The sequence below is a fragment of the Pectobacterium aroidearum genome (genome assembly GCF_015689195.1).
Taxonomy (GTDB): Bacteria; Pseudomonadota; Gammaproteobacteria; order Enterobacterales; family Enterobacteriaceae; genus Pectobacterium; species Pectobacterium aroidearum.
This window is the reverse complement of sequence record NZ_CP065044.1, coordinates 4,037,977-4,058,050: the sequence shown is the minus strand read 5'-3', so window position 1 is coordinate 4,058,050 and position 20,074 is coordinate 4,037,977. Positions and strand designations below refer to the sequence as shown.

Annotated in this window: 17 protein-coding genes; 11 read left to right on the top strand and 6 right to left on the bottom strand. The window is 50.1% G+C overall.

Annotated elements, in window-relative coordinates:
* Positions 1 to 33 precede the first annotated feature (33 nt).
* On the top strand, positions 34 to 1,272 hold the full coding sequence (locus I2D83_RS18100) for an Nramp family divalent metal transporter (RefSeq protein WP_012773428.1): 1,239 nt from the start codon (positions 34 to 36) through the stop codon (positions 1,270 to 1,272).
* A 61-nt stretch (positions 1,273 to 1,333) separates the two neighbouring features.
* Here the strand turns inward: I2D83_RS18100 and I2D83_RS18095 are convergent, their stop codons facing one another.
* From I2D83_RS18095 to I2D83_RS18085, 3 genes are all read right to left on the bottom strand, one after another.
* Positions 1,334 to 1,540, bottom strand: a complete 207-nt coding sequence (locus I2D83_RS18095; protein WP_205947048.1) for a 2-hydroxymuconate tautomerase family protein — start codon at positions 1,538 to 1,540, stop codon at positions 1,334 to 1,336.
* 13 nt (positions 1,541 to 1,553) lie between these two features.
* A complete protein-coding gene (locus I2D83_RS18090; protein ID WP_205947047.1) occupies positions 1,554 to 2,720 on the bottom strand; it encodes an MFS transporter in 1,167 nt (388 codons plus the stop codon).
* A gap of 199 nt (positions 2,721 to 2,919) precedes the next feature.
* Positions 2,920 to 4,017, bottom strand: coding sequence for a glycerol dehydrogenase (locus I2D83_RS18085; RefSeq protein WP_181829610.1), 1,098 nt, complete (start codon positions 4,015 to 4,017; stop codon positions 2,920 to 2,922).
* 369 nt (positions 4,018 to 4,386) lie between these two features.
* Between I2D83_RS18085 and nudK the strand changes: the two genes are divergently transcribed.
* The 6 genes from nudK (at position 4,387) to I2D83_RS18055 (ending at position 11,232) form a co-directional block, all read left to right on the top strand.
* Complete coding sequence (gene nudK / locus I2D83_RS18080) at positions 4,387 to 4,968, top strand: GDP-mannose pyrophosphatase NudK (RefSeq protein ID WP_182101080.1); 582 nt, start codon at positions 4,387 to 4,389, stop codon at positions 4,966 to 4,968.
* A gap of 381 nt (positions 4,969 to 5,349) precedes the next feature.
* Entirely contained in the window at positions 5,350 to 6,615 is a 1,266-nt protein-coding gene (locus tag I2D83_RS18075; protein ID WP_012773433.1) for an ABC transporter substrate-binding protein, read from the top strand.
* A gap of 63 nt (positions 6,616 to 6,678) precedes the next feature.
* The gene (locus tag I2D83_RS18070; protein ID WP_012773434.1) at positions 6,679 to 7,560 is read left to right on the top strand and encodes a carbohydrate ABC transporter permease; all 882 of its coding nucleotides are present in this window, start codon (positions 6,679 to 6,681) and stop codon (positions 7,558 to 7,560) included.
* Between the two features lies 1 nt (position 7,561).
* Positions 7,562 to 8,374, top strand: coding sequence for a carbohydrate ABC transporter permease (locus I2D83_RS18065; RefSeq protein WP_012773435.1), 813 nt, complete (start codon positions 7,562 to 7,564; stop codon positions 8,372 to 8,374).
* Positions 8,375 to 8,410: 36 nt separating this feature from the next.
* Complete coding sequence (locus I2D83_RS18060; RefSeq protein ID WP_205947046.1) at positions 8,411 to 9,496, top strand: ABC transporter ATP-binding protein; 1,086 nt, start codon at positions 8,411 to 8,413, stop codon at positions 9,494 to 9,496.
* A gap of 212 nt (positions 9,497 to 9,708) precedes the next feature.
* Positions 9,709 to 11,232: a glycosyl hydrolase 53 family protein gene (locus tag I2D83_RS18055; RefSeq protein ID WP_180777562.1), complete on the top strand. Its 1,524-nt coding sequence runs from the start codon at positions 9,709 to 9,711 to the stop codon at positions 11,230 to 11,232.
* Positions 11,233 to 11,300: 68 nt separating this feature from the next.
* Here the strand turns inward: I2D83_RS18055 and I2D83_RS18050 are convergent, their stop codons facing one another.
* On the bottom strand, positions 11,301 to 12,332 hold the full coding sequence (locus I2D83_RS18050; RefSeq protein WP_181829606.1) for a LacI family DNA-binding transcriptional regulator: 1,032 nt from the start codon (positions 12,330 to 12,332) through the stop codon (positions 11,301 to 11,303).
* 648 nt (positions 12,333 to 12,980) lie between these two features.
* Between I2D83_RS18050 and maeB the strand changes: the two genes are divergently transcribed.
* Complete coding sequence (gene maeB / locus I2D83_RS18045) at positions 12,981 to 15,260, top strand: NADP-dependent oxaloacetate-decarboxylating malate dehydrogenase (RefSeq protein WP_180778098.1); 2,280 nt, start codon at positions 12,981 to 12,983, stop codon at positions 15,258 to 15,260.
* A gap of 190 nt (positions 15,261 to 15,450) precedes the next feature.
* Complete coding sequence (gene mtr / locus I2D83_RS18040) at positions 15,451 to 16,725, top strand: tryptophan permease (protein WP_180778099.1); 1,275 nt, start codon at positions 15,451 to 15,453, stop codon at positions 16,723 to 16,725.
* A gap of 66 nt (positions 16,726 to 16,791) precedes the next feature.
* Here mtr and I2D83_RS18035 read toward each other — a convergent pair whose 3' ends face one another.
* Entirely contained in the window at positions 16,792 to 17,244 is a 453-nt protein-coding gene (locus tag I2D83_RS18035; protein ID WP_180778100.1) for a YaiI/YqxD family protein, read from the bottom strand.
* A gap of 3 nt (positions 17,245 to 17,247) precedes the next feature.
* On the bottom strand, positions 17,248 to 18,180 hold the full coding sequence (gene hemF / locus I2D83_RS18030; protein WP_181829883.1) for an oxygen-dependent coproporphyrinogen oxidase: 933 nt from the start codon (positions 18,178 to 18,180) through the stop codon (positions 17,248 to 17,250).
* A 181-nt stretch (positions 18,181 to 18,361) separates the two neighbouring features.
* Between hemF and I2D83_RS18025 the strand changes: the two genes are divergently transcribed.
* Both I2D83_RS18025 and I2D83_RS18020 read left to right on the top strand, forming a co-directional pair.
* On the top strand, positions 18,362 to 18,787 hold the full coding sequence (locus I2D83_RS18025) for a GNAT family acetyltransferase (protein WP_010301346.1): 426 nt from the start codon (positions 18,362 to 18,364) through the stop codon (positions 18,785 to 18,787).
* A 335-nt stretch (positions 18,788 to 19,122) separates the two neighbouring features.
* The gene (locus I2D83_RS18020; RefSeq protein WP_181846980.1) at positions 19,123 to 20,067 is read left to right on the top strand and encodes a TonB family protein; all 945 of its coding nucleotides are present in this window, start codon (positions 19,123 to 19,125) and stop codon (positions 20,065 to 20,067) included.
* Positions 20,068 to 20,074: the final 7 nt, after the last annotated feature.

Genomic DNA, 20,074 nt, shown 5'->3' with positions numbered 1-20,074 from the left:
GTAGTAAAACACCAGTGTTAGAAGGGTCATACTATGCCGGGTAGCCGTGTTATTGAGTCAACAAGCCGTACATCAAGGAAGGTCAAACTTTCTCTGATGGGGCCGGCGTTTATCGCGGCGATTGGTTATATCGATCCGGGTAATTTCGCCACAAACATCCAGTCTGGCGCAGCCTATGGCTATACGCTGCTGTGGGTGGTGGTGTGGGCGAACCTGATGGCGATGCTGATTCAACTGTTGTCCGCCAAATTGGGGATCGCAACGGGTAAGAATCTGGCGGAACATATCCGCGATCGCTTTCCGCGCCCGGCCGTTTGGGCGTATTGGGTGCAGGCCGAAATTATTGCGATGGCGACCGATCTCGCCGAGTTTATCGGTGCGGCGATTGGTTTCAAACTCCTCTTGGGCGTGTCGTTGCTGGAAGGCGCGATTCTTACCGCTATTGCCACTTTCCTGATTTTAATGCTGCAACAGCGCGGCCAGAAGCCGCTGGAAATGGTCATCGGCGGTCTGCTGCTGTTTGTTGCGGCGGCGTATATTGTCGAATTGGTCTTCTCGCAGCCTGAGCTGTCCGCGTTAGCCAAAGGCATGGCAATGCCTAGTCTGCCGACCTCCGATGCCGTGCTGCTGGCAGCGGGCGTGCTGGGGGCGACCATTATGCCGCATGTGATTTACCTTCATTCTTCCCTGACGCAGCACGAAGGCAGCCATACTCGTGCTGAGCGTTATTCGGCAACGAAAGTCGATGTCGCGATTGCAATGACCATCGCAGGATTCGTCAATCTAGCGATGATGGCGACGGCGGCGGCAGCCTTCCATTTCAGCGGCAATCAGGATATCGCCGATCTGGATAAAGCCTATCTCACGCTGGAGCCGCTGTTGGGTAAAGCCGCTGCGGTGATTTTCGGTCTGAGTTTGGTAGCGGCAGGCCTGTCATCCACGGTTGTCGGCACGCTGGCGGGGCAGGTGGTGATGCAGGGATTTGTGCGCTTCCACATCCCGCTGTGGGTACGTCGTAGCGTAACGATGCTACCGTCGTTTATTGTGATCCTGTCCGGTATGGATCCAACGCGCGTGCTGGTGTTAAGTCAGGTGGTGCTGAGTTTCGGGATTGCGCTGGCGCTGGTTCCCCTGCTGTCCTTCACGGGTAACCGTGAACTGATGGGGACGATGGTCAACGGAAAATGGGTACAGCGCATTGGGCAACTCATTGTCGTGCTCGTCGTGTCCCTGAATATGTATCTGCTCATTGATACGATGTCGGGGATATAAGTCCGGTGCCACATCGCGTGGCACCGTTTTGTTATTTGTTAACCTTCTTACTTCTTACTTCTTACTTCTTACTGACCTTCCTCAGTTCCGTCACTGGCACGCCGCCGATTCCCCAATTGTCCGTTTCGACTTCATCAATCACGACCACGGTGGTTTTCGGGTTTTTGTTGAGCACGTCGACCAGTAGTTGGGTCACGCCCTCAATCAACTGACGTTTTTGTTCAGCGGTGACGCCCTCATTGGTAATTTTGATGTTGACGTATGGCATGTGTTCTCCGGGATTAGGGTTGTGGACGACGGTAAGGGAAGCAGAGTCCTGCCGCGATGAAAAGTGCTGCTGCGCTGCACAGAATGGCTGGGGCGACAGCGTTGTTATTCGTTAACGCGCTGGTGAGCAGCGGGCCAAGAATTTGGCCAATGCCGTAAGTGAGTGTTACCAGACCAAGTAGGTTGATGCTGTGCGGCACGCGTAGCCGTTTGGCTAAGGGCATCACCAGCGACGTTGTTCCCATAAAGGTAGCACCAAAGCCGATACAGCTGAGTATCAACGCCGTGGGCGAGTGACTATACAGCGTCAGCAGGACGCATACGCCTTGAATGAGCAGGTTTGCCGTTAGGCAGGGCAAGGTTCCCCAGCGACTGGCGGCCCACAGCCAGAAAAAACAGCCGGGAATGATGGCCAGCCCAACCAGCGACCAGAGATGAAGAGATACACGCGGCATATCCAGTGCAGTCACTATCAACGGCAGGTAGGTGGCGATGATGATGTACCCGAATCCTGCAAGGCCGTACAGCAGCGCAAGTCGCCTCCAGCCAAGCTGAGGCGGCTCATCGTTATTCGCCATAGTTTGTGGCGCGACGCTGGATTTAGGCGGCGAAAGGATAAATAAGGCGAGCAAAAGCAATGCTGATAGCAGCGCGGCTCCCCACCATAATAGCTCGGCGGTGAGGGCGTAATGCCGTCCGATGATGATGTATTCATTGCCTAATACGATCCCTACGCCTACTCCGGCGTAAAGCGAGGCGATAACGCGAGCCTGTCTGGTGTGGTGCAAAATGGCCAACGAGCCGAAGATCATCATCGCCGCACTGGCGATCCCGGCGAGGAAACGAATAACCATAATCAGTGTCGTGCTGGTGGTCATTGCCATCGCGAGAAGTAAAACGCCGGTCGCGGCGGCGGCGCTAAACAGCAGGAACATCGGTTGAGAAGCTGAGGTGCGGCGGCTGAAAGAGAAAAGCAGGCTACCGAACAGATAGCCAGCGTAGTTCGCGCTGGCAATATAGGAAAGCTGGTTGAAGGTGAAACGGCCTTCTTCCAGCATCACGGGCAGCATCGGCGTATACAAAAAACGCCCAAGCCCCATACCTAATGCCAGCACGATCGTCCCGAAAAGAGCAAGCGTCAGCGTATCCGATAGGGGAACCAGGCGGGGACGATCCATCATGCGACAACCCAAAGTACAGAGAACATGTCGTTATCCTGCCCGTTTTCTCATCAAATAAAAGTGAATAGTCGTGAGCAGGTTGATGACGCAACGAGAACGTTTTGTGGTTGTGATGTGGAGGGAAGGGCACATCTGATATGCCAAGCCCGACGCCATTGGATCGATTTTGCTGACGTCAGGCTTTTTACCGCGGTTACGGCTAAGCGATAGTTTTGCTGAATGCATCGACGGCAACAATCGCGTGGGCGACGTCTTCTGCCGTTAACCCGCTGTCCAGATTTTTCAGCGTATCGGCATCGCTGCATGCCAGTTCACCCACTTTGACCAGATTCTCAAACGGCTCATTTTCCAGATGCAAATCTTTTAACCGGGTTGGCATGTTGATGGCGCGGTAGAAGCGGATGTAGCGGGCGATTTCTTCATCGGGACGCTGCTCCAGCACCATATGCGTTAACGTGCCGTAGGCGACTTTTTCCCCGTGCGTGAGATGGTGGATATCGCCTTTAATCGCGGTAAAACCGTTGTGGATGGCGTGAGCGCCTGCCAGCCCGCCATTCTCGAATCCCAGACCGGAAAGCAGCGTATTCGCTTCAACCACAGATTCCACCGCTGGCGTGACCGCGCCTTTCTCCACTGCTTTATAGGCGCTGTAGCCGTAGGTTAGCAGCGTTTTTTCGCAGGTTTCGGCAATCGCCATACCTGCCAGTGTGGGTTTTCCGCCCAGCATGGAAAGTGAGTGAGAGCGCAAAACCGCCTGTGCTTCGACAAAAGTAGCCAGCCCATCGGCAATGCCGGAGGCGAACAGGCGGGCAGGTGCCTGCGCGCATACAGCTGTATCGACTAACACCAGATCGGGGTTTTTGTCGTAAAAACGATAAGACTCAAATACGCCGTCGTCGGTGTAGATGACGGACAGTGCGCTGCACGGCGCATCCGTTGAGGCCACGGTCGGGACGATAGCCACGTTGTGTTTTAGCTCATCGGCAACGGCTTTCGCGGTATCGAGCGTTTTGCCGCCACCTAATCCGACCACGATATTCGTCCCTGCGTCACGTGCCAGCTTGGCAAGGCGCGTGATTTCGTTGCTGGAAGCCTCACCGTTGAAGCGCTCGTAATGGTGGCCGATACTCGCCTGCTTGAGAGAAACATCGACGCGCTGTCCGATAATGTCCCACACGATGCCGTCTGCCATCAGAAAGGCTTTCGTACCCAGCGGCTTAAGCTGCTCGCCCAGCTCATCCAGTACGCCGCGACCCTGAACATATTTTCTAGGTGAAGAGAAAATGAAATGGCTCATGTTATCTACCTCGATGATGTTGTTGGAGAAGTGATGCGGTATGGAATTTGTGCGGATCAGGAAAGCGATGCGGTAAGCGCGATAGAGAATTGGCAGTAATGATGAAGATAACGAAAGCGCAGCGTGACTTCCTGAAACGCGAATAACTTAGGGTATAGCATAGACGAGAAACCAGGGATGGACGAAAAGAGCGAAATGGAAGTGTGGCACTAAGTCATAAAAATCATGTGGTTAGTTTTTAATTATGCCGTTATTCCCGTTAGGTATGCGTTTTCCTGCTCGTTTATACCTGAGTTAAAAGGGGATATGATGGTCCGGCTTTTATAAATGAAATGAGTCCTTCCAGCCATCGATCGCCGAGGTGTTTGCATGTCGTCCCCCATTGATATCGTCGAAAAGAAGCTGCTATCTGACCACTGGTTTATCCTTCACAAGTATGTTTTTGATTTAAAAAGAAAGAATGGCGGCGTGGTGCGCCAAATTCGTGAGGTTTATGACCGTGGCGACGGCGCAACGATTCTGCTGTACAACCGGGCAAAAGGCACGGTGATCCTGACGCGGCAGTTCCGTATTCCTACCTACGTCAACGGTAACGAAAGTGGCATGCTGCTGGAGGCCTGCGCGGGGTTGCTGGACGATCATTCGCCCGAAGAGTGCATCCGCAACGAGGCGATAGAAGAAACCGGTTATGCGGTGGGTAACGTTGAAAAGCTGTTCGATGCCTATATGTCGCCCGGCGGTGTCACAGAACGGCTGCATTTCTTTGCTGCCGAATACGATGAATCGCTACGGGATAATGCTGGCGGCGGTGTGGAAGATGAAGATATCGAGGTGCTGGAACTGCCATTCAGCGAAGCTGTCGCGATGATGAACGATGGCCGGATTAAAGACGGCAAAACCATCATGCTGCTACAGCACGCGATCATTCGCGGCTGGTTTGCCGGCGCGTAGACATGTTTGCGGTACACGGATATCCCTGTGTGCCGCTTGATTTGGTGTGGTAACGCTTTCATTTTTGCGTCATTTCATGGTGACGGTGTGATTATGGTTAATATTAGCTGAGTAAACTTTTTATAACGTCTTTTTTTGTTTTGTTTTCAATGGGATGAGGCGATTTTTGTTTTTATTTTAATCAGTTTAATCGACGATTATGGGCATTATAGGAGGAAATTTTTCCTAAATTTTTTGTATTTAGATCGAATATTTAGTCATTTTTCTCCCTGTTGTGTGACCCGTATCACCGGATGAAAGAATGTAAGCGGTGTAACTCGTTGCTTCATTATGCAGTAACTCATATTCTCTCTTTACAAAAAGTAAAGAAGGACTGCTCTGATGAAGATCAAGAATAAAGTATCTACCCTATTTGCAGTTTCATTCCTCACGCTGGGTTTATCGAGTCATAGCCTGGCTGCTGAAGTCACCGTGTGGGCCTGGGATCCTAATTTCAATGTTGCGGCAATGCATGAGGCATCGTCGATATATAAAAAAGCCGATCCAAGTTTCAGTCTAAAAGTGATCGATTCAGGTAAAGAAGACATTGAGCAGAAATTAAATACCATGTTGGCTTCAGGGGTTAAAAACTCCCTTCCTGATATTGTGCTGATTGAAGATTATAATGCTCAGAAATATCTTCAGGCTTATCCTGACTCGTTTATCCCATTACAGGATGCCATCGATTATAGCCAGTTTGCGCCTTATAAAACGAAAGTGATGACGGTAGGGAACAAGGTATACGGTGTCCCTTTTGATTCCGGCGTAGCGGGAATGTTCTATCGACTCGATTATCTGGAGGCTGCCGGATATAAAGAGAGCGATATGGTGAATATTACCTGGGATAAATATATTGAAATCGGTAAGCAGGTAAAAGCGAAAACCGGCGTTGATATGCTGACCTACGATATGAACGATGTGGTGCTTCCTCATATTATGATGCAGTCCGGTGGAGAATGGTTCTTCGATAATCAGGGGCAACTCAATCTCACCAAAAACAATGCACTGAAAGAAACATTAAAAACGATTAAAGCGATTAACGACGCGAAAATTGCCCGTCCTATCTCTGGTTGGTCGAGTTTTGTCGGGAGTTTTAATGCCGGGAAATCGGCGAGTGTGGTTTCTGGTGTATGGGTGATTGGTTCAATTAAAAGCGCTGAAGATCAGAAAGGAAAATGGCGTGTCGCGCCGATTCCACGGCTGAACCTCGACAAAGCGGTACATGCCTCCAATCAGGGGGGATCGAGCTGGTATGTCTTAAAGGGCGGCAAAAATACTAAACAGGCGATCGAGTTTTTGCAGAAAACCTTCGCGGCGGATAGCAATATGTATCAAACCCTGTTGGTTGATCGCGGTGCGCTCGCCACCTTCCTTCCAGCCACTTCCGGCCCTGCTTACGCGGTACAGGATCCGTTCTTTGGCGGGCAACCCGTGTTCGCTGATTTTTCTAAATGGGTGACTGAAATCCCACAGGTTTCCTACGGTATGTATACCCAGGAAGTGGATAACGCCATTGCTGCTGAAATACCTGCATTACTGAAAGGCGATTCTGTCGATGACGTTTTAAAACGCGCCGAAACGACATTAAAAAATCAGATTATGCAGTAGCGAGTGTGAGCTTGAGGGCGGGAAGCCCTCAAGTATTTCTCTCCAGAAATCGATGGTGTGATAATGATGTATAAACCTAAAATGAATAGGCTTTATAACATCAACGGTTGGGCTTTTGTCGCTACCGCCGTTGGGTTAATTGCCTTAATGACGATATACCCTATTTTCAAATCACTTTGGCTCTCTTTTCAGTCCGGCCGGGGTGTGGTGACACAATTTGTTGGCTTGGGAAATATCATTCGTTTATTCAATGACCCTATGTTCAAAACGGCACTGTGGAATACGCTGACCTTTCTGGTAATCCAAGTGCCTATTATGATTTTATTATCATTGGCTATTTCTTCTTGCTTGAATTCGTCTCAGCTTAAATATCGCCAGTGGTTTAGAATAGCGATCTTTCTGCCTTGTGTAACCTCACTGGTTGCCTACTCAATTCTTTTCAAGAGTATGTTTGAACTGGATGGCGTGATTAATTCATTCTTACTGTTTATTCATGTTATTGACGATCCGATTCCGTGGCTATCCGATCCTTTCTGGGCGAAGGTGACCATCATTATTGCCATTACATGGCGTTGGACGGGATATAACATGATATTCTATCTTTCCGCGATGCAGAATATTGATAAGTCGATTTACGAGGCTGCCCGAGTTGATGGCGTCAGCCCTATTAAGCAATTTTTCTTCATTACGATCCCCTTATTGAAACCGGTTATTCTTTTTACCAGCGTGACATCAACTATTGGCACATTACAGCTGTTTGATGAAGCGATGAATATCACGAATGGTGGCCCGGCAAATGCGACGCTGACGTTATCGCTTTATATTTATAACCTGTCATTCAAGTTTGTGCCTAACTTTGGCTATGCAGCAACGGTTTCGTACGTCATTGTTGTTTTCTCAGCAATATTGGCACTGATTCAGTTTAAAGCAGCACGGAAGGGATGATATGAGAAAAAGTAAAGTTAACAGCATACTCATGCATATTTTTCTCGTGTTGATGAGCATTTTTTCGCTTTTCCCTTTCTATTGGATGGTGGTGTCGAGCACGAATAGTACCAGCCAAATTAACATGGGGAAATTCACGTTTGGCGATCAATTACTAGTCAATTTTACCAATCTGACGAGCCAGGTGGATCTGGCGCTGGTGTTCTGGAACACGTCAAAAATTGCGTTGATCAGTACGGTGTCAACGCTTGTCGTGTGCTCTATCGCAGGCTATGCGTTTGAAATTTATGCCAGCAAGAATCGTGAACGTGTCTATGTGGCGCTATTAACGACGATGATGATCCCGTTCGCGGCGTTAATGATCCCGCTCTTCACCATGTTTGGTAAGGCGGGGTTGCTGGATACACACTTTGCCGTGATCATGCCGACAGTGGCTGGGGCCTTTATTATTTTCTACTTTAGGCAGTGTACTAAAACGTTCCCGAGAGAGTTGATTGATGCTGCACGTGTGGAAAGCGTCGCTGAGTGGAAAATTTTCCTGTACGTCTACGTGCCAATTATGCGTGCCAGCTATTCCGCTGCTTTTATTATTGTTTTCATGACGTCGTGGAATGCCTTTCTCTGGCCGCTTATTGTCCTTCAATCTAATGAATTAAAAACGATTAATCTGGTGCTATCGAGTTTTGCTTCCGCTTATTCTCCAGATTTCGGATTGATTATGGTTGGAACAGTTATTTCTACACTTCCCAGTTTACTTATCTTCTTTGCCATGCAGAAGCAATTTATCGCCAGCATGACGGGAGCGGTAAAGTAATACGCTCTCAATGGAAAATTAAAGTTTGAGGTTCACATGGCTGATATTTTACTAAAAAATATAGTGAAGCGTTACGATAAGACGGAGACGATCCATCGTATCAATCTTGAAATTAATTCTGGCGAGTTTGTGGTATTCGTTGGCCCATCGGGATGCGGTAAATCGACATTGCTGAGGATGATCGCTGGACTGGAAGAGATCACGGATGGTGAAATTCATATTGATAACCGTTTAGTTAACCATTTTGATCCCGCAGAGCGGGGGATTGCGATGGTTTTCCAATCCTATGCGCTGTACCCGCATATGACCGTGGCTGAAAACATGGGATTTGGGTTAAGAATGAATGGGCGCCCTAAAGCCGAAGTCGAAGAGATGGTGCGGAAGGCGGCGATGACGCTTCAGCTCGAAGCCTTATTAGATCGTACACCGAAGCAACTGTCCGGTGGCCAACGTCAGCGTGTTGCAATTGGGCGAGCTATTGTACGCGATCCTAAAGTATTCTTATTCGATGAGCCGCTATCAAACCTCGACGCCGAATTACGCGTGGAAATGCGTTTGCAGATTGCCCGACTGCACCAGGAAATGCGTAACACTATGATCTATGTGACGCACGACCAGGTGGAAGCGATGACGCTGGCGGATAAAATCGTAGTGTTGAACAAAGGATATATTGAGCAGGTTGGCACACCGATGGAGCTATACCATAAGCCGGAGAATTTGTTTGTTGCCGGTTTTATCGGTTCGCCGAATATGAATTTTCTACCAGGCGAAGTCCTTCAGATTGAAGGCAATCGCGTGAGCATCTTGATCAATAAGCTCAATACACTTTCCGTGAATCTTGCCAACCACGGATTGCACACCGATCAGAAAATTACCGTGGGTATTCGTCCTGAGCACCTGAGTATTGACCCGAATGGCGGGGATGTCAGTTTGTCGATCAATAGTGAGGTTACTGAAAGGCTGGGTAATGCGACGTATATTTTTGGTGCCTATTCTGGTGTGAATCATTTCAAAGTGCATTTGTCGGGTGATAATAGTATTACGCCTTACTCAACGATTCCGCTGACATGTCGTAGTGAAAATCTGCATTTCTTTGATGAAAACGGAAAGCGAATTAATTAAAAAATATCTTTCATGGTGAGAATAACGCTATAGAAAACGCCATATTGAATAAGTGAAAAGGTAAGGGAATTAGCCAGGCAGCCATTAATATTGGCTGCTTGGTTTATTGTGTGAGATTTATTCTTTATAAATGTCGCACGCTATTCTTGAATCTGTACCTGGGTATTTATGTAATAAATACTATTTAAGAGTGTTATCTCAAGGAGAAATGAATGAAAAAGAATAATTATTCAGGAATGATCTCTGTATTGTTAATGCTATTTATAGGATTCATGGCGACCACTCTGGCTAAAGCGGCGCAGCCGTTTGCTTATGGCGCAGATATTGGTTGGGTAAAGCAATTGGAAGATCGGGGAGTCACCTGGCGTGACGATACCGGAACTCAGCGGGATGTATTGCAGATATTGCGCGATCACGGCATAAACGCTGTGCGGTTGCGTATTTTTGTTAACCCCGATCCCAGCGCGTTATGGCATAAAGATAATACGACCTGGACGCTGCTCGGCTATACGGATAAAACTCGTGTGGTAGCAGCCGCACAGCGTGCGAAAGCGATGGGAATGCGCGTCATGGTGGATTTCCACTACAGCGATGTTTTCGCCGATCCTGGTCATCAAATCAAGCCTGCTGCGTGGGCGAATTACAATCTTAGCCAGTTAACGACGGCCGTTTATAATCATACACATGAGGTGATGAGCGCGTTGATATCCGCAGGCGTGACACCTGAGTGGGTGCAGGTTGGCAACGAAATGAATCCGGGAATTTTATTACCGGAAGGCAGTACCAGTCGGTTTGCCAATTTAACGCAGCTACTGAATGCGGGCTATGATGCGGTTAAAGCGGTCAGTCCTTCCTCTAAGGTGATCAGCCATTTGGCGCATGGGGATAATAATTCAAACGCTCGCTGGTTTTTTGACAATTTCCTCACCACGCACGGTGGGAAAACCGATGTGATTGGTTTTTCATTCTATCCCTATTGGGAGGGGAAGAACTATTGGGAACTCACTGGCGCACTGGCTAGCAATCTCAATGATATGGCGAGCCGGTATGGTAAGGAAGTCATGGTTGTTGAAGTCGGTGGTTTGGAAACTAACCCGACAGACAGTTACTGGACGATTAAGGATACGATTAATCTTGTTAAAGCGGTGCCGGGAAATAAGGGGATTGGGGTTTTTTATTGGGAACCTGCGGGTAATGCCAGTGTGTTGCCGGATGGATATGCATTAGGGGCGACGACGCGCGTTTCAAACAATGTATTGCAATTTACCCGGGCGCTGGACGCGTTTGCTGAATCGCAAATCAATTTTATCAACGGCACACGCTATAAGATCGCGAATCGGCACAGCGGTAAATCGCTCAATGTCGTGGGCGGTTCGCATGAAGATAGCGCATTGCTTGAACAATACAGCGATGGCAACTGGGACAGCCAGCGTTTTTATTTCAACGCGATTGGTAATGGTTATTTTAATCTGGTGAATGTTAATAGTGGAAAGTACATCGATATTGCCTCCAGTGCCAATGATGAAGGGGCGCAAATTATCCAAATGTACAACACCGGGCATTTTAGCCAGCAGTGGCTGATTTTGGATGCAGGTGATGGCTATTATAAAATCATGAATAGGAATAGCGGAAAGCTTTTGGATATCAGCAGTCGCTCGACAGAGAATGGCGCAGCAGGTATCCAATGGAATGATAACGGCGGATGGAATCAGCTATGGAAAATAACCGCTAATTGATGCTTTATGGCCGCGTAGCTTGCTTGCAAAGGTCAGAAATAGCAGGGACGTATTATAAACGGATACCGTTACATCGTGCTGAGTGTGAAGCTTTCGCGCCAGACCATCTCATAACCAACCTGTACGTGTTTCTTATAATAGCGTCCCGCTACCAGCTCTAAAAACAGATCGACGGCGGCTTCGCCCATTTCAGTAGGGTAGAGCCGCATTGTGGTCAAGCTGGGGTTGAGGTGCTGTGCCGTGGGGATATCATTCATCCCGACCACTTTTATTTGTCTGGGAATGGTAATGCCTTTCTCTTGAACCGCACGGTACACGCCAATCGCGATAATGTCTGTTGCGGCGAACACGACATCAGGCCACTCTTTTTGTTGCAGTAACTCATTCATCGCCTGATAGCCGGACTCAATACAGAATAACTGGCTGACCTTACATCGCGACTCGTGGTAGATACCGTATTGTTGGGTTATCTCTTGAAATACATGCAGTCGGCTCTCATTGTTCCCGATAAATGCGGGGCGCTGGGCACCGCTCTTAACAATGTAATGTAATACCTCACGGGCAGCCGCTTCCCGATCAAAAAGCACGGCATCACATTGTTTACCGAGGGGCGCAGAATCGATAAAAATCAGGTTCTTATTTAATGAATAGATTAAGGCGATATCGCTATCGCTAAAGTGACCTACGCAAATGATCGCCTGCGCCTGAGCTAACGTCTGACTATTGGATGATAAATTGGTGGTGAAGAGATTACGCAACGAAATATTAAAATGGTGGCAGCGGTTTTCTATACCAATACGCATTGCGGTGAAATAAGGGTCGTTGAGCTCTTCTGAGGGCGTAAGAAAATGGACGACAGCGAGGTTTAATACGTTGTCATTATCCATTTTGAAATGAGAGCGTACCACAAGCGAGTTCTCTAACTTTTTTTTCTGCTGCTTACGCTGTGTGGGCGATAAATATGCCAGCTCATGGGCAATTTGCTTGATGAGTTGGCGCTTCTCTTTGGTGATGGACAGGCTGGGATCGTTGTTAAGTACGCGAGAAACGGTTGAGGCTGCCACTCCGGCTTTTTGAGCGATATCTGTAATCGTTGCCACAAAAATTTTCCATAATTTGCCTATGAGCTTGATAGTAGCCAATGCCTTATGGATTGAACATGCCCGGTAACTAAAAATGCGATAAAACCTTCAGTAATCGCTGTATCACCGCGTGGGGTCTATCTTGTCCAGACGGGGCTATCAGGGATTTACTCTTGTGCCTGTTGTACTTGTGAGGTCATCGGAACGAAGACGTGCCGCAGCGGTAGGGAAATCGCTTATCAGTTTATCGTCTGGTGGGAGCGCTTCCTGTTCCGGGGTGATGCGGACGATATGAATAATCAGGTACAACATTTCATCGTTAGAGATGTCGATGTTGAGCAGGTTGTGAATGTAGTCTTTGATCAGGTCTGAGCTAATACACGGTGTTGAGTTTGATCTCCGCCAAACACTAGTTTCGCCCTATCTTCTCTCATCGCCATCTGTTCTATTGACTCTCTGTTCTATCGCGTGGTGTACCTGCACCGCGCGATTTTCGCTTGTAGCGCATCCGGCTACTGAACAAAAAACCGTCAAATAAAATAACTATATTAACCAGCATTCCCCCTTAGTTTTTGCCATTCTCGGTAGTTTAGCTATTGGCAAACACTATACTGGGTACTCTCGACCCTACAGACACAACACAACAAAACCGAAAAGGTACATAAAATGGATGAACAGCTAAAGCAAAGTGCCCTTGATTTCCACCAGTATCCGATCCCCGGAAAAATTCAGGTTTCCCCGACGAAGCCGCTGGCGACGCAGCGCGATCTGGCGTTGGCGTATTCTCCCGGTGTCGCCGCACCCTGTCTGGAAATTGCGGAAGATCCGCTGGCAGCCTACAAATATACTGCGCGCGGCAATCTGGTCGCCGTGATCTCTAACGGAACTGCCGTTCTCGGCCTCGGCAATATCGGTGCACTGGCCGGTAAGCCAGTAATGGAAGGTAAAGGCGTTCTGTTCAAAAAATTCTCCGGCATTGATGTTTTCGATATCGAAGTCGATGAACTGGATCCAGACAAGCTGATCGACGTGATCGCTGCGCTGGAGCCGACGTTCGGCGGTATCAATCTGGAAGACATCAAGGCACCGGAGTGCTTCTACATCGAGAAGAAGCTGCGTGAGCGCATGAAGATTCCCGTCTTCCATGACGATCAGCACGGCACGGCGATCATCTGTACTGCCGCGGTTCTGAACGGCCTGCGCGTAGTTGAAAAAAATATTTCTGACGTACGTCTGGTGGTATCCGGTGCTGGCGCGGCGTCTATCGCCTGTCTGAACCTGCTGGTGGCGCTGGGCCTTCAGAAGCACAACATTGTCGTATGTGATTCGCGCGGCGTGATTTATCACGGCCGTGATGAAAACATGGAAGAAACTAAAGCGGCCTATGCAGTAGAAGATAACGGCGCGCGCAAACTGGCAGACGTGATCCCTGATGCGGATATCTTCCTCGGCTGCTCCGGCCCTGGCGTACTGACGCAGGATATGGTGAAAACCATGGCGCCGCGCCCGCTGATCATGGCATTGGCAAACCCTGAACCGGAAATTCTACCGCCGCTGGCGAAAGAAGTGCGCCCGGATGCGATTATCTGTACCGGTCGTTCGGACTATCCGAATCAGGTGAATAACGTCCTGTGCTTCCCGTTCATCTTCCGCGGCGCGCTGGATGTGGGCGCGACCACGATTAACGAAGAGATGAAGCTGGCTTGCGTGCACGCGATTGCCGATCTGGCGCTGGCGGAGCAGAGTGAAGTGGTGGCCTCTGCCTATGGCGATCAGGATCTGTCATTCGGACCGGATTATCTGATTCCGAAACCGTTCGACCCACGTTTGATCATCAAGATCGCACCGGCAGTGGCGAAGGCGGCGATGGATTCCGGCGTGGCGACGCGCCCTATCGAGGATTTCGATGCCTACATCGAAAAACTGACCCAGTTCGTCTACAAAACTAACCTGTTCATGAAACCGATCTTCGCACAGGCGCGTCAGCAGCCGAAGCGTGTGGTATTCGCGGAAGGTGAAGATGCTCGCGTGCTGCATGCTACGCAGGAACTGGTAACGCTGGGTCTGGCGTTCCCAATTCTGATTGGTCGCCCGAGCGTGATTGAAATGCGTCTGCAAAAACTGGGGCTGCAACTGACCATCGGTAAAGATTTCGAAGTGGTTAACAACGAATCGGATCCGCGCTTCAAAGAATACTGGAGCGAGTATTTTCAACTGATGAAACGTCGCGGTGTGTCGCAGGAAAAAGCACAACGCGCGGTGATCGGCAACCCAACGCTGATTGGTGCCATCATGGTTCACCGTGGCGAAGCGGATGCGCTGATTTGCGGCACGATTGGCACCTATGAAGAGCATTTCGATGTGGTTGAGAAAGTATTCGGCTACCGCGAGGGCGTACATGCGGCGGGTGCGATGAACGCGCTGATGCTGCCGAGCGGCAATACCTTTATCGCTGATACCTACGTCAACGCAGATCCAACGCCGGAACAGCTGGCGGAAATCACCCTGATGGCGGCAGAAAGCGTGCGTCGTTTCGGTATCGAGCCGAAAGTCGCGCTGCTGTCGCACTCCAGCTTCGGCACCTCGGATTCTCCGACGGCGCAGAAGATGCGGGCAACGCTGGCGCTGGTCAACAAACTGGCACCAGAACTGGAGATTGACGGCGAGATGCACGGCGACGCCGCACTGGTGGAAGCGATCCGCCGCGAGCAGATGCCGGACAGCCCGCTGAAAGGCTCGGCTAACATCCTGATCATGCCGAATATGGAGTCTGCACGTATCAGCTATAACCTGCTGCGCGTGTCGTCTTCAGAAGGCGTGACGGTGGGGCCAGTACTGATGGGGATCTCGAAGCCGGTACACATCCTGACGCCAATTGCTTCGGTGCGTCGGATCGTGAATATGGTGGCGTTGGCAGTGGTGGAAGCGCAAACTCAACCGCTGTAAATTATTTCCAGTAATACAGATAAACCCAGTCGATTGTTGGCTGGGTTTTTTTATTCTCTCAGCTTATCGACCAAATAGTCGCTTAGCTAATATGAATCAATGGAATAATTTTCGTTTTGTGCCATGATCCCGCCTCGTCTTTAGGGGATCTTCCCCGGAATCGATAAAAAACAACGAGCGAATATCGGTTATGGCAACACGCGCAGTGCAAGAAAATACGGTAGAAAAAAGCGGTACAGAAAAACGTCTTCCTTCGCTGTTTGGCGGGTCGATGATTATTGCAGGGACGATTATCGGCGCCGGGATGTTTTCCCTGCCGGTGGTGATGTCGGGGGCCTGGTTTTTCTGGTCATTTGCCGTGCTGGTGTTTACCTGGTTTTGTATGTATCACTCGGGCTTGATGATACTGGAAGCCAACCTCAATTATCCGACTGGCTCCAGCTTTGATACGCTGACTAAAGATCTGCTGGGTCAGCGCTGGAATGTCGTTAACGGCATATCGATCGCCTTCGTCCTCTATATTCTGACTTACGCCTACATTTCGGCGAGTGGTTCAATCATCCATCACACGCTGGCTGAGATGTCGATCGATTTCTCTGCCCGGATCGGCGGCTTCCTGTTTGCGCTGTTTGTCGCGCTAACCGTGTGGTGGAGTACTGCTGCAGTCAGCCGCATGACGGCTTTTTTCCTGGCGGCGAAAGTTCTGACCTTTTTCATGACATTCGGCAGTCTGCTGTGGAATGTTAAGCCCGTTGTTTTACTCAATGTGGCGGAGGAAGCACCGAGCTATCTTCCGTATGTGCTGATGACGCTGCCATTCTGCCTGGCGTCTTTCGGCTTCCACGGCAACGTTCCCAGTCTGGTGAAGCACTACGGCCGTGAACCGCAAATCATCAAACGCTGTTTGTTTATTGGCAGCGTACTGGCGCTGGCGATGTATACCATCTGGCTGATTGGTACGATGGGGAATATCGCTCGCCCTGACTTCATCGGGATTGCCGAACGGGGCGGGAATATTGATGTGCTGGTGCAGGCGTTGGGTGGGGTGTTGAATAGTCCTTATCTGGACGTGTTGCTCACCGTCTTTTCCAACTTTGCCGTTGCGTGTTCGTTTCTCGGCGTAACGCTGGGGCTGTTCGATTATCTGGCGGATTTGCTGAAGTTTGACGATAGCCGGATGGGAAGAGCGAAAACGGCACTGGTGACTTTTCTTCCGCCTGTTATCGGCGGCCTGCTGTATCCGAACGGCTTTATTTATGCGATTGGTTTCGCCGGGTTGGCGGCTACGGTGTGGGCGGTGATTACGCCAGCGCTGCTGGCTCGCGCGTCGCGCGTCCGTTTCGGTAGCCCGCTGTTCCGCGTGCGCGGCGGCAATGCGATGATTGCGCTGGTGCTGTTATTTGGTATCGGCACCGCGCTGATACATATTCTTTCCAGCTTCGATTTACTGCCGGTTTATCGCTAAGTACGCATCGCCATCCTGCCTTGTCTGCTCAAGCAGAAGCGGCGGGATGGCGAGTGCTTCAGACCGTTACGGCTTTTTCGCCTGCTGTAACCACTTGTCCAGTTCATTAGCGAACTGTTGACGATCCCGCTGGCTTAATGCGCTGGGGCCACCGGTTTGTATCCCGCTGGCGCGCATGGTGTCCATAAAATCTCGCATGTTCAGCCGTTCCCGAATGGTATCCGGCGTATAGCGCTCGCCGCGCGGGTTCAACGCGGCACCGCCTTTTTCTATCACTTCTGCTGCCAGCGGAATATCAGCGGTGATCACCAAATCGCCCGCTTCGACGCGGCGTACAATTTCATTGTCGGCGACATCAAAACCTGATGAGACGCGCAGCGTGCGGATAAAACGCGACGGCGGCACTTTTATGGTCTGGTTGGCAACCAGTGTGACCTGTGTTTGTGTGCGATCCGCTGCGCGAAATAACACGTCTTTGATGACGTTCGGACAGGCGTCGGCATCGACCCAAATCTGCATGACTTATGCTTCCTTGTTGTGCGTGTGACTTTCTGCCAGCCAGTCTCTGGCCGGTAAAAAATCTTGATACAGCAGGGCTTCCGGGCTACCCGGCTCAGGCTGGTGCTGATATTCCCAGCGCGCCAGCGGCGGCATGGACATCAAAATTGACTCGGTGCGTCCGCCGCTTTGCAGGCCAAACAGCGTTCCGCGATCCCAAATCAGGTTAAATTCCACATAGCGACCACGACGATAGAGCTGGAATTCGCGCTCGCGCTCTCCCCACTGCAGGTCTTTACGCCGCTCGACGATGGGCAGATAGCCATCGAGGAACCCGTTACCGACGGCACGAATGAAGGCGAAGCTGGTAGCAAAATCTGGCTCGTTGAGATCGTCGAAAAAGAGTCCGCCGATACCGCGTGCTTCGTTACGGTGTTTCAGGAAGAAGTAATCGTCGCACCACTTTTTATAGCGCGGGTATACCTCGTCACCGAACGGCTGGCATAGGTCGTGAGCGGTCTGGTGCCAGTGCACCGCATCCTCTTTGAAACCATAATAGGGCGTAAGATCGAACCCGCCGCCAAACCACCAGACGGGTTCTTCTCCCGGTTTCTCGGCGATAAACAGGCGCACATTAGCATGGCTGGTGGGGATGTAAGGGCTCAGTGGGTGAATGACCAGCGACACGCCCATCGCCTGAAAGCTGCGGCCCGCCAGATCGGGACGATGGGTGCTGGCTGAAGGCGGCAATGACTTACCGGTAACGTGGGAAAAGTTTACGCCGGCTCGTTCAAAGACGCGCCCGCCGGACAGCACGCGACTGCATCCGCCGCCGCCTTCGGCACGCTGCCATTCATCCTCGGCGAAATCAGCTCCGCCATCGATCGCTGCAAGCTGCTGACAGATATCCTTCTGTAAGCTAAGAAAAAAATGTTTTACCGCGTTGACGTCAGACATAGTAGGCATCTCGTTTCCCTAGCGAGGGTGGCACAATAATCAGGCTGGCAGTATACCATCAATAAAATCGATCCCCGGTCACCCGTTGTGTGATTCCTGATAGCGGCGCGCAATTTTGGATTGCGTCTGATAAAAATCACGCGATAATCACGATTTACCTTATTGCAAAATGGCGACTGTGATGGAAATCCGCATATTCAGGCAGGATGACTTTGAAGCCGTGATCACCCTCTGGGAACGCTGCGATTTGCTGCGCCCGTGGAACGATCCTGAAATGGACATCGAACGTAAGCTTAATCACGACCCCGATCTATTTCTGGTCGCAGAGGTGAACGGCGAAATCGTGGGATCGGTGATGGGCGGTTACGACGGCCATCGTGGTTCGGCATACTATCTGGGCGTACACCCTGATTTTCGCGGACGCGGCATTGCGAATGCGTTGATTAGCCGCCTGGAGAAAAAACTCATTGCCCGCGGCTGTCCGAAGATCCACCTGATGGTGCGTGAGGACAATGATGCTGTGATCGGCATGTATGAAAAACTCGACTATGAGATCGTCGATAGCGTCACGCTGGGAAAACGCCTGATTGAAGATCGGGAATATTGATTATTATTTCACCCGTTCTAAGCCGTAACCTCTGCACCGCTTCCCTCTTCAGACTCCTCTTTCAGTAAAACGTGCGCCTCATGAGCGCACTTTTTCCTTTTTAACTCAACGTATTGCTTAGTTTTGTAATGGTATTACATGCAATTTGTTAGACTTTATGGGTAATAGTTTTCATTTGTAAAACGATTATCATTTGTATTATTATTTATTAATGTTGCATGCTGTATCTTGACATGTTTTTTCATGTTCTGATCTTGCTTACATTTTATCGCCTGGAAGATTGTGATTGCACGACTGACACCAGGAAGTTGAAGTTCAAGAGATGGAGTTGGATAGTGAGTCGTGACAATCTTCAGGGGGCATTACTGGGTGCGAATCGCACTAGTAGCAGCGCATTGCTGGCTCCTCTTACTCATTCCTCTCCAACAACAGCATTGACCCCCGATGTGCCTAACTGGCGTTCTCTGGCCTTTTTTGTGTTGTCCTGTGTGGCGCATGCGTTACTGGCAGTTTTCTTTCTATTGCACTATTCCCCAAAAGAAAACATTGAAGATATGGCAGGAAGTGCGGGCGGAAGTATGCAGGTGACCATGATGGCTGCTGCGATGTCACAGGCTGCCGACACGTCGCCACCCGTAGCCGATCCTCCCGTTGCTCAACCGACTCCCGTCGTGATGCCGATTTTAACGCCGTTACCAGAACACCCTAATCCCGTAATTAAACAGCCTGTCATTGAGCGCAAACCCGTTGCGGAAAAAAAGCCGCCCGTGCGTGAGAAAAAACAGCCTGAAAAGAAACCGGAAGAGAAGCCGAAAGAACCGCAGCAGGCCAGAACGCAGCAGACACAACAGACCGAGAAGAAGAGTGAGTCTCCCGTAGCAACAGCGCAAACCGGTGATGCTCCTTCTCCCATGCCATCTTCGGTTGGTATGCCTGGGAGCGCAACAACGGCCAAAGCGGGAGAAAGCGATAGCGGTCAGGCGACTCGTGGGGCAGGTAAAAGCAATAGTCAAAATTTCAAAGCTCTGCATCGCCGCGTGAATTATCCCGCTCGGGCAAAAGCGCTGGGCGTGGAAGGAAAAGTGCGCGTCAAATTCGATATTACCAGTAGCGGTACGGTCACTAACGTACAGATTCTGTCTGAAACGCCAGACGGCGTATTTGGCGATGACGTGGTGAAAGACATGGCGCGTTGGCGCTATCGAACAGAAGCCCCCGTAGAGAATCAGGTGGTTTCCATCGTATTCAAACTGAATGGTCATATTCAGGTTGATGATTAGCAATACA

Coding starts and splice junctions, on each gene's coding strand:
- I2D83_RS18100 (WP_012773428.1), top strand. CDS start 34: ATGCCGGGTAGCCGTGTTATTGAGTCAACAAGCCGTACATCAAGGAAG.
- I2D83_RS18095 (WP_205947048.1), bottom strand. CDS start 1,540: ATGCCATACGTCAACATCAAAATTACCAATGAGGGCGTCACCGCTGAA.
- I2D83_RS18090 (WP_205947047.1), bottom strand. CDS start 2,720: ATGATGGATCGTCCCCGCCTGGTTCCCCTATCGGATACGCTGACGCTT.
- I2D83_RS18085 (WP_181829610.1), bottom strand. CDS start 4,017: ATGAGCCATTTCATTTTCTCTTCACCTAGAAAATATGTTCAGGGTCGC.
- nudK (WP_182101080.1), top strand. CDS start 4,387: ATGTCGTCCCCCATTGATATCGTCGAAAAGAAGCTGCTATCTGACCAC.
- I2D83_RS18075 (WP_012773433.1), top strand. CDS start 5,350: ATGAAGATCAAGAATAAAGTATCTACCCTATTTGCAGTTTCATTCCTC.
- I2D83_RS18070 (WP_012773434.1), top strand. CDS start 6,679: ATGATGTATAAACCTAAAATGAATAGGCTTTATAACATCAACGGTTGG.
- I2D83_RS18065 (WP_012773435.1), top strand. CDS start 7,562: ATGAGAAAAAGTAAAGTTAACAGCATACTCATGCATATTTTTCTCGTG.
- I2D83_RS18060 (WP_205947046.1), top strand. CDS start 8,411: ATGGCTGATATTTTACTAAAAAATATAGTGAAGCGTTACGATAAGACG.
- I2D83_RS18055 (WP_180777562.1), top strand. CDS start 9,709: ATGAAAAAGAATAATTATTCAGGAATGATCTCTGTATTGTTAATGCTA.
- maeB (WP_180778098.1), top strand. CDS start 12,981: ATGGATGAACAGCTAAAGCAAAGTGCCCTTGATTTCCACCAGTATCCG.
- mtr (WP_180778099.1), top strand. CDS start 15,451: ATGGCAACACGCGCAGTGCAAGAAAATACGGTAGAAAAAAGCGGTACA.
- I2D83_RS18035 (WP_180778100.1), bottom strand. CDS start 17,244: ATGCAGATTTGGGTCGATGCCGACGCCTGTCCGAACGTCATCAAAGAC.
- hemF (WP_181829883.1), bottom strand. CDS start 18,180: ATGTCTGACGTCAACGCGGTAAAACATTTTTTTCTTAGCTTACAGAAG.
- I2D83_RS18025 (WP_010301346.1), top strand. CDS start 18,362: ATGGAAATCCGCATATTCAGGCAGGATGACTTTGAAGCCGTGATCACC.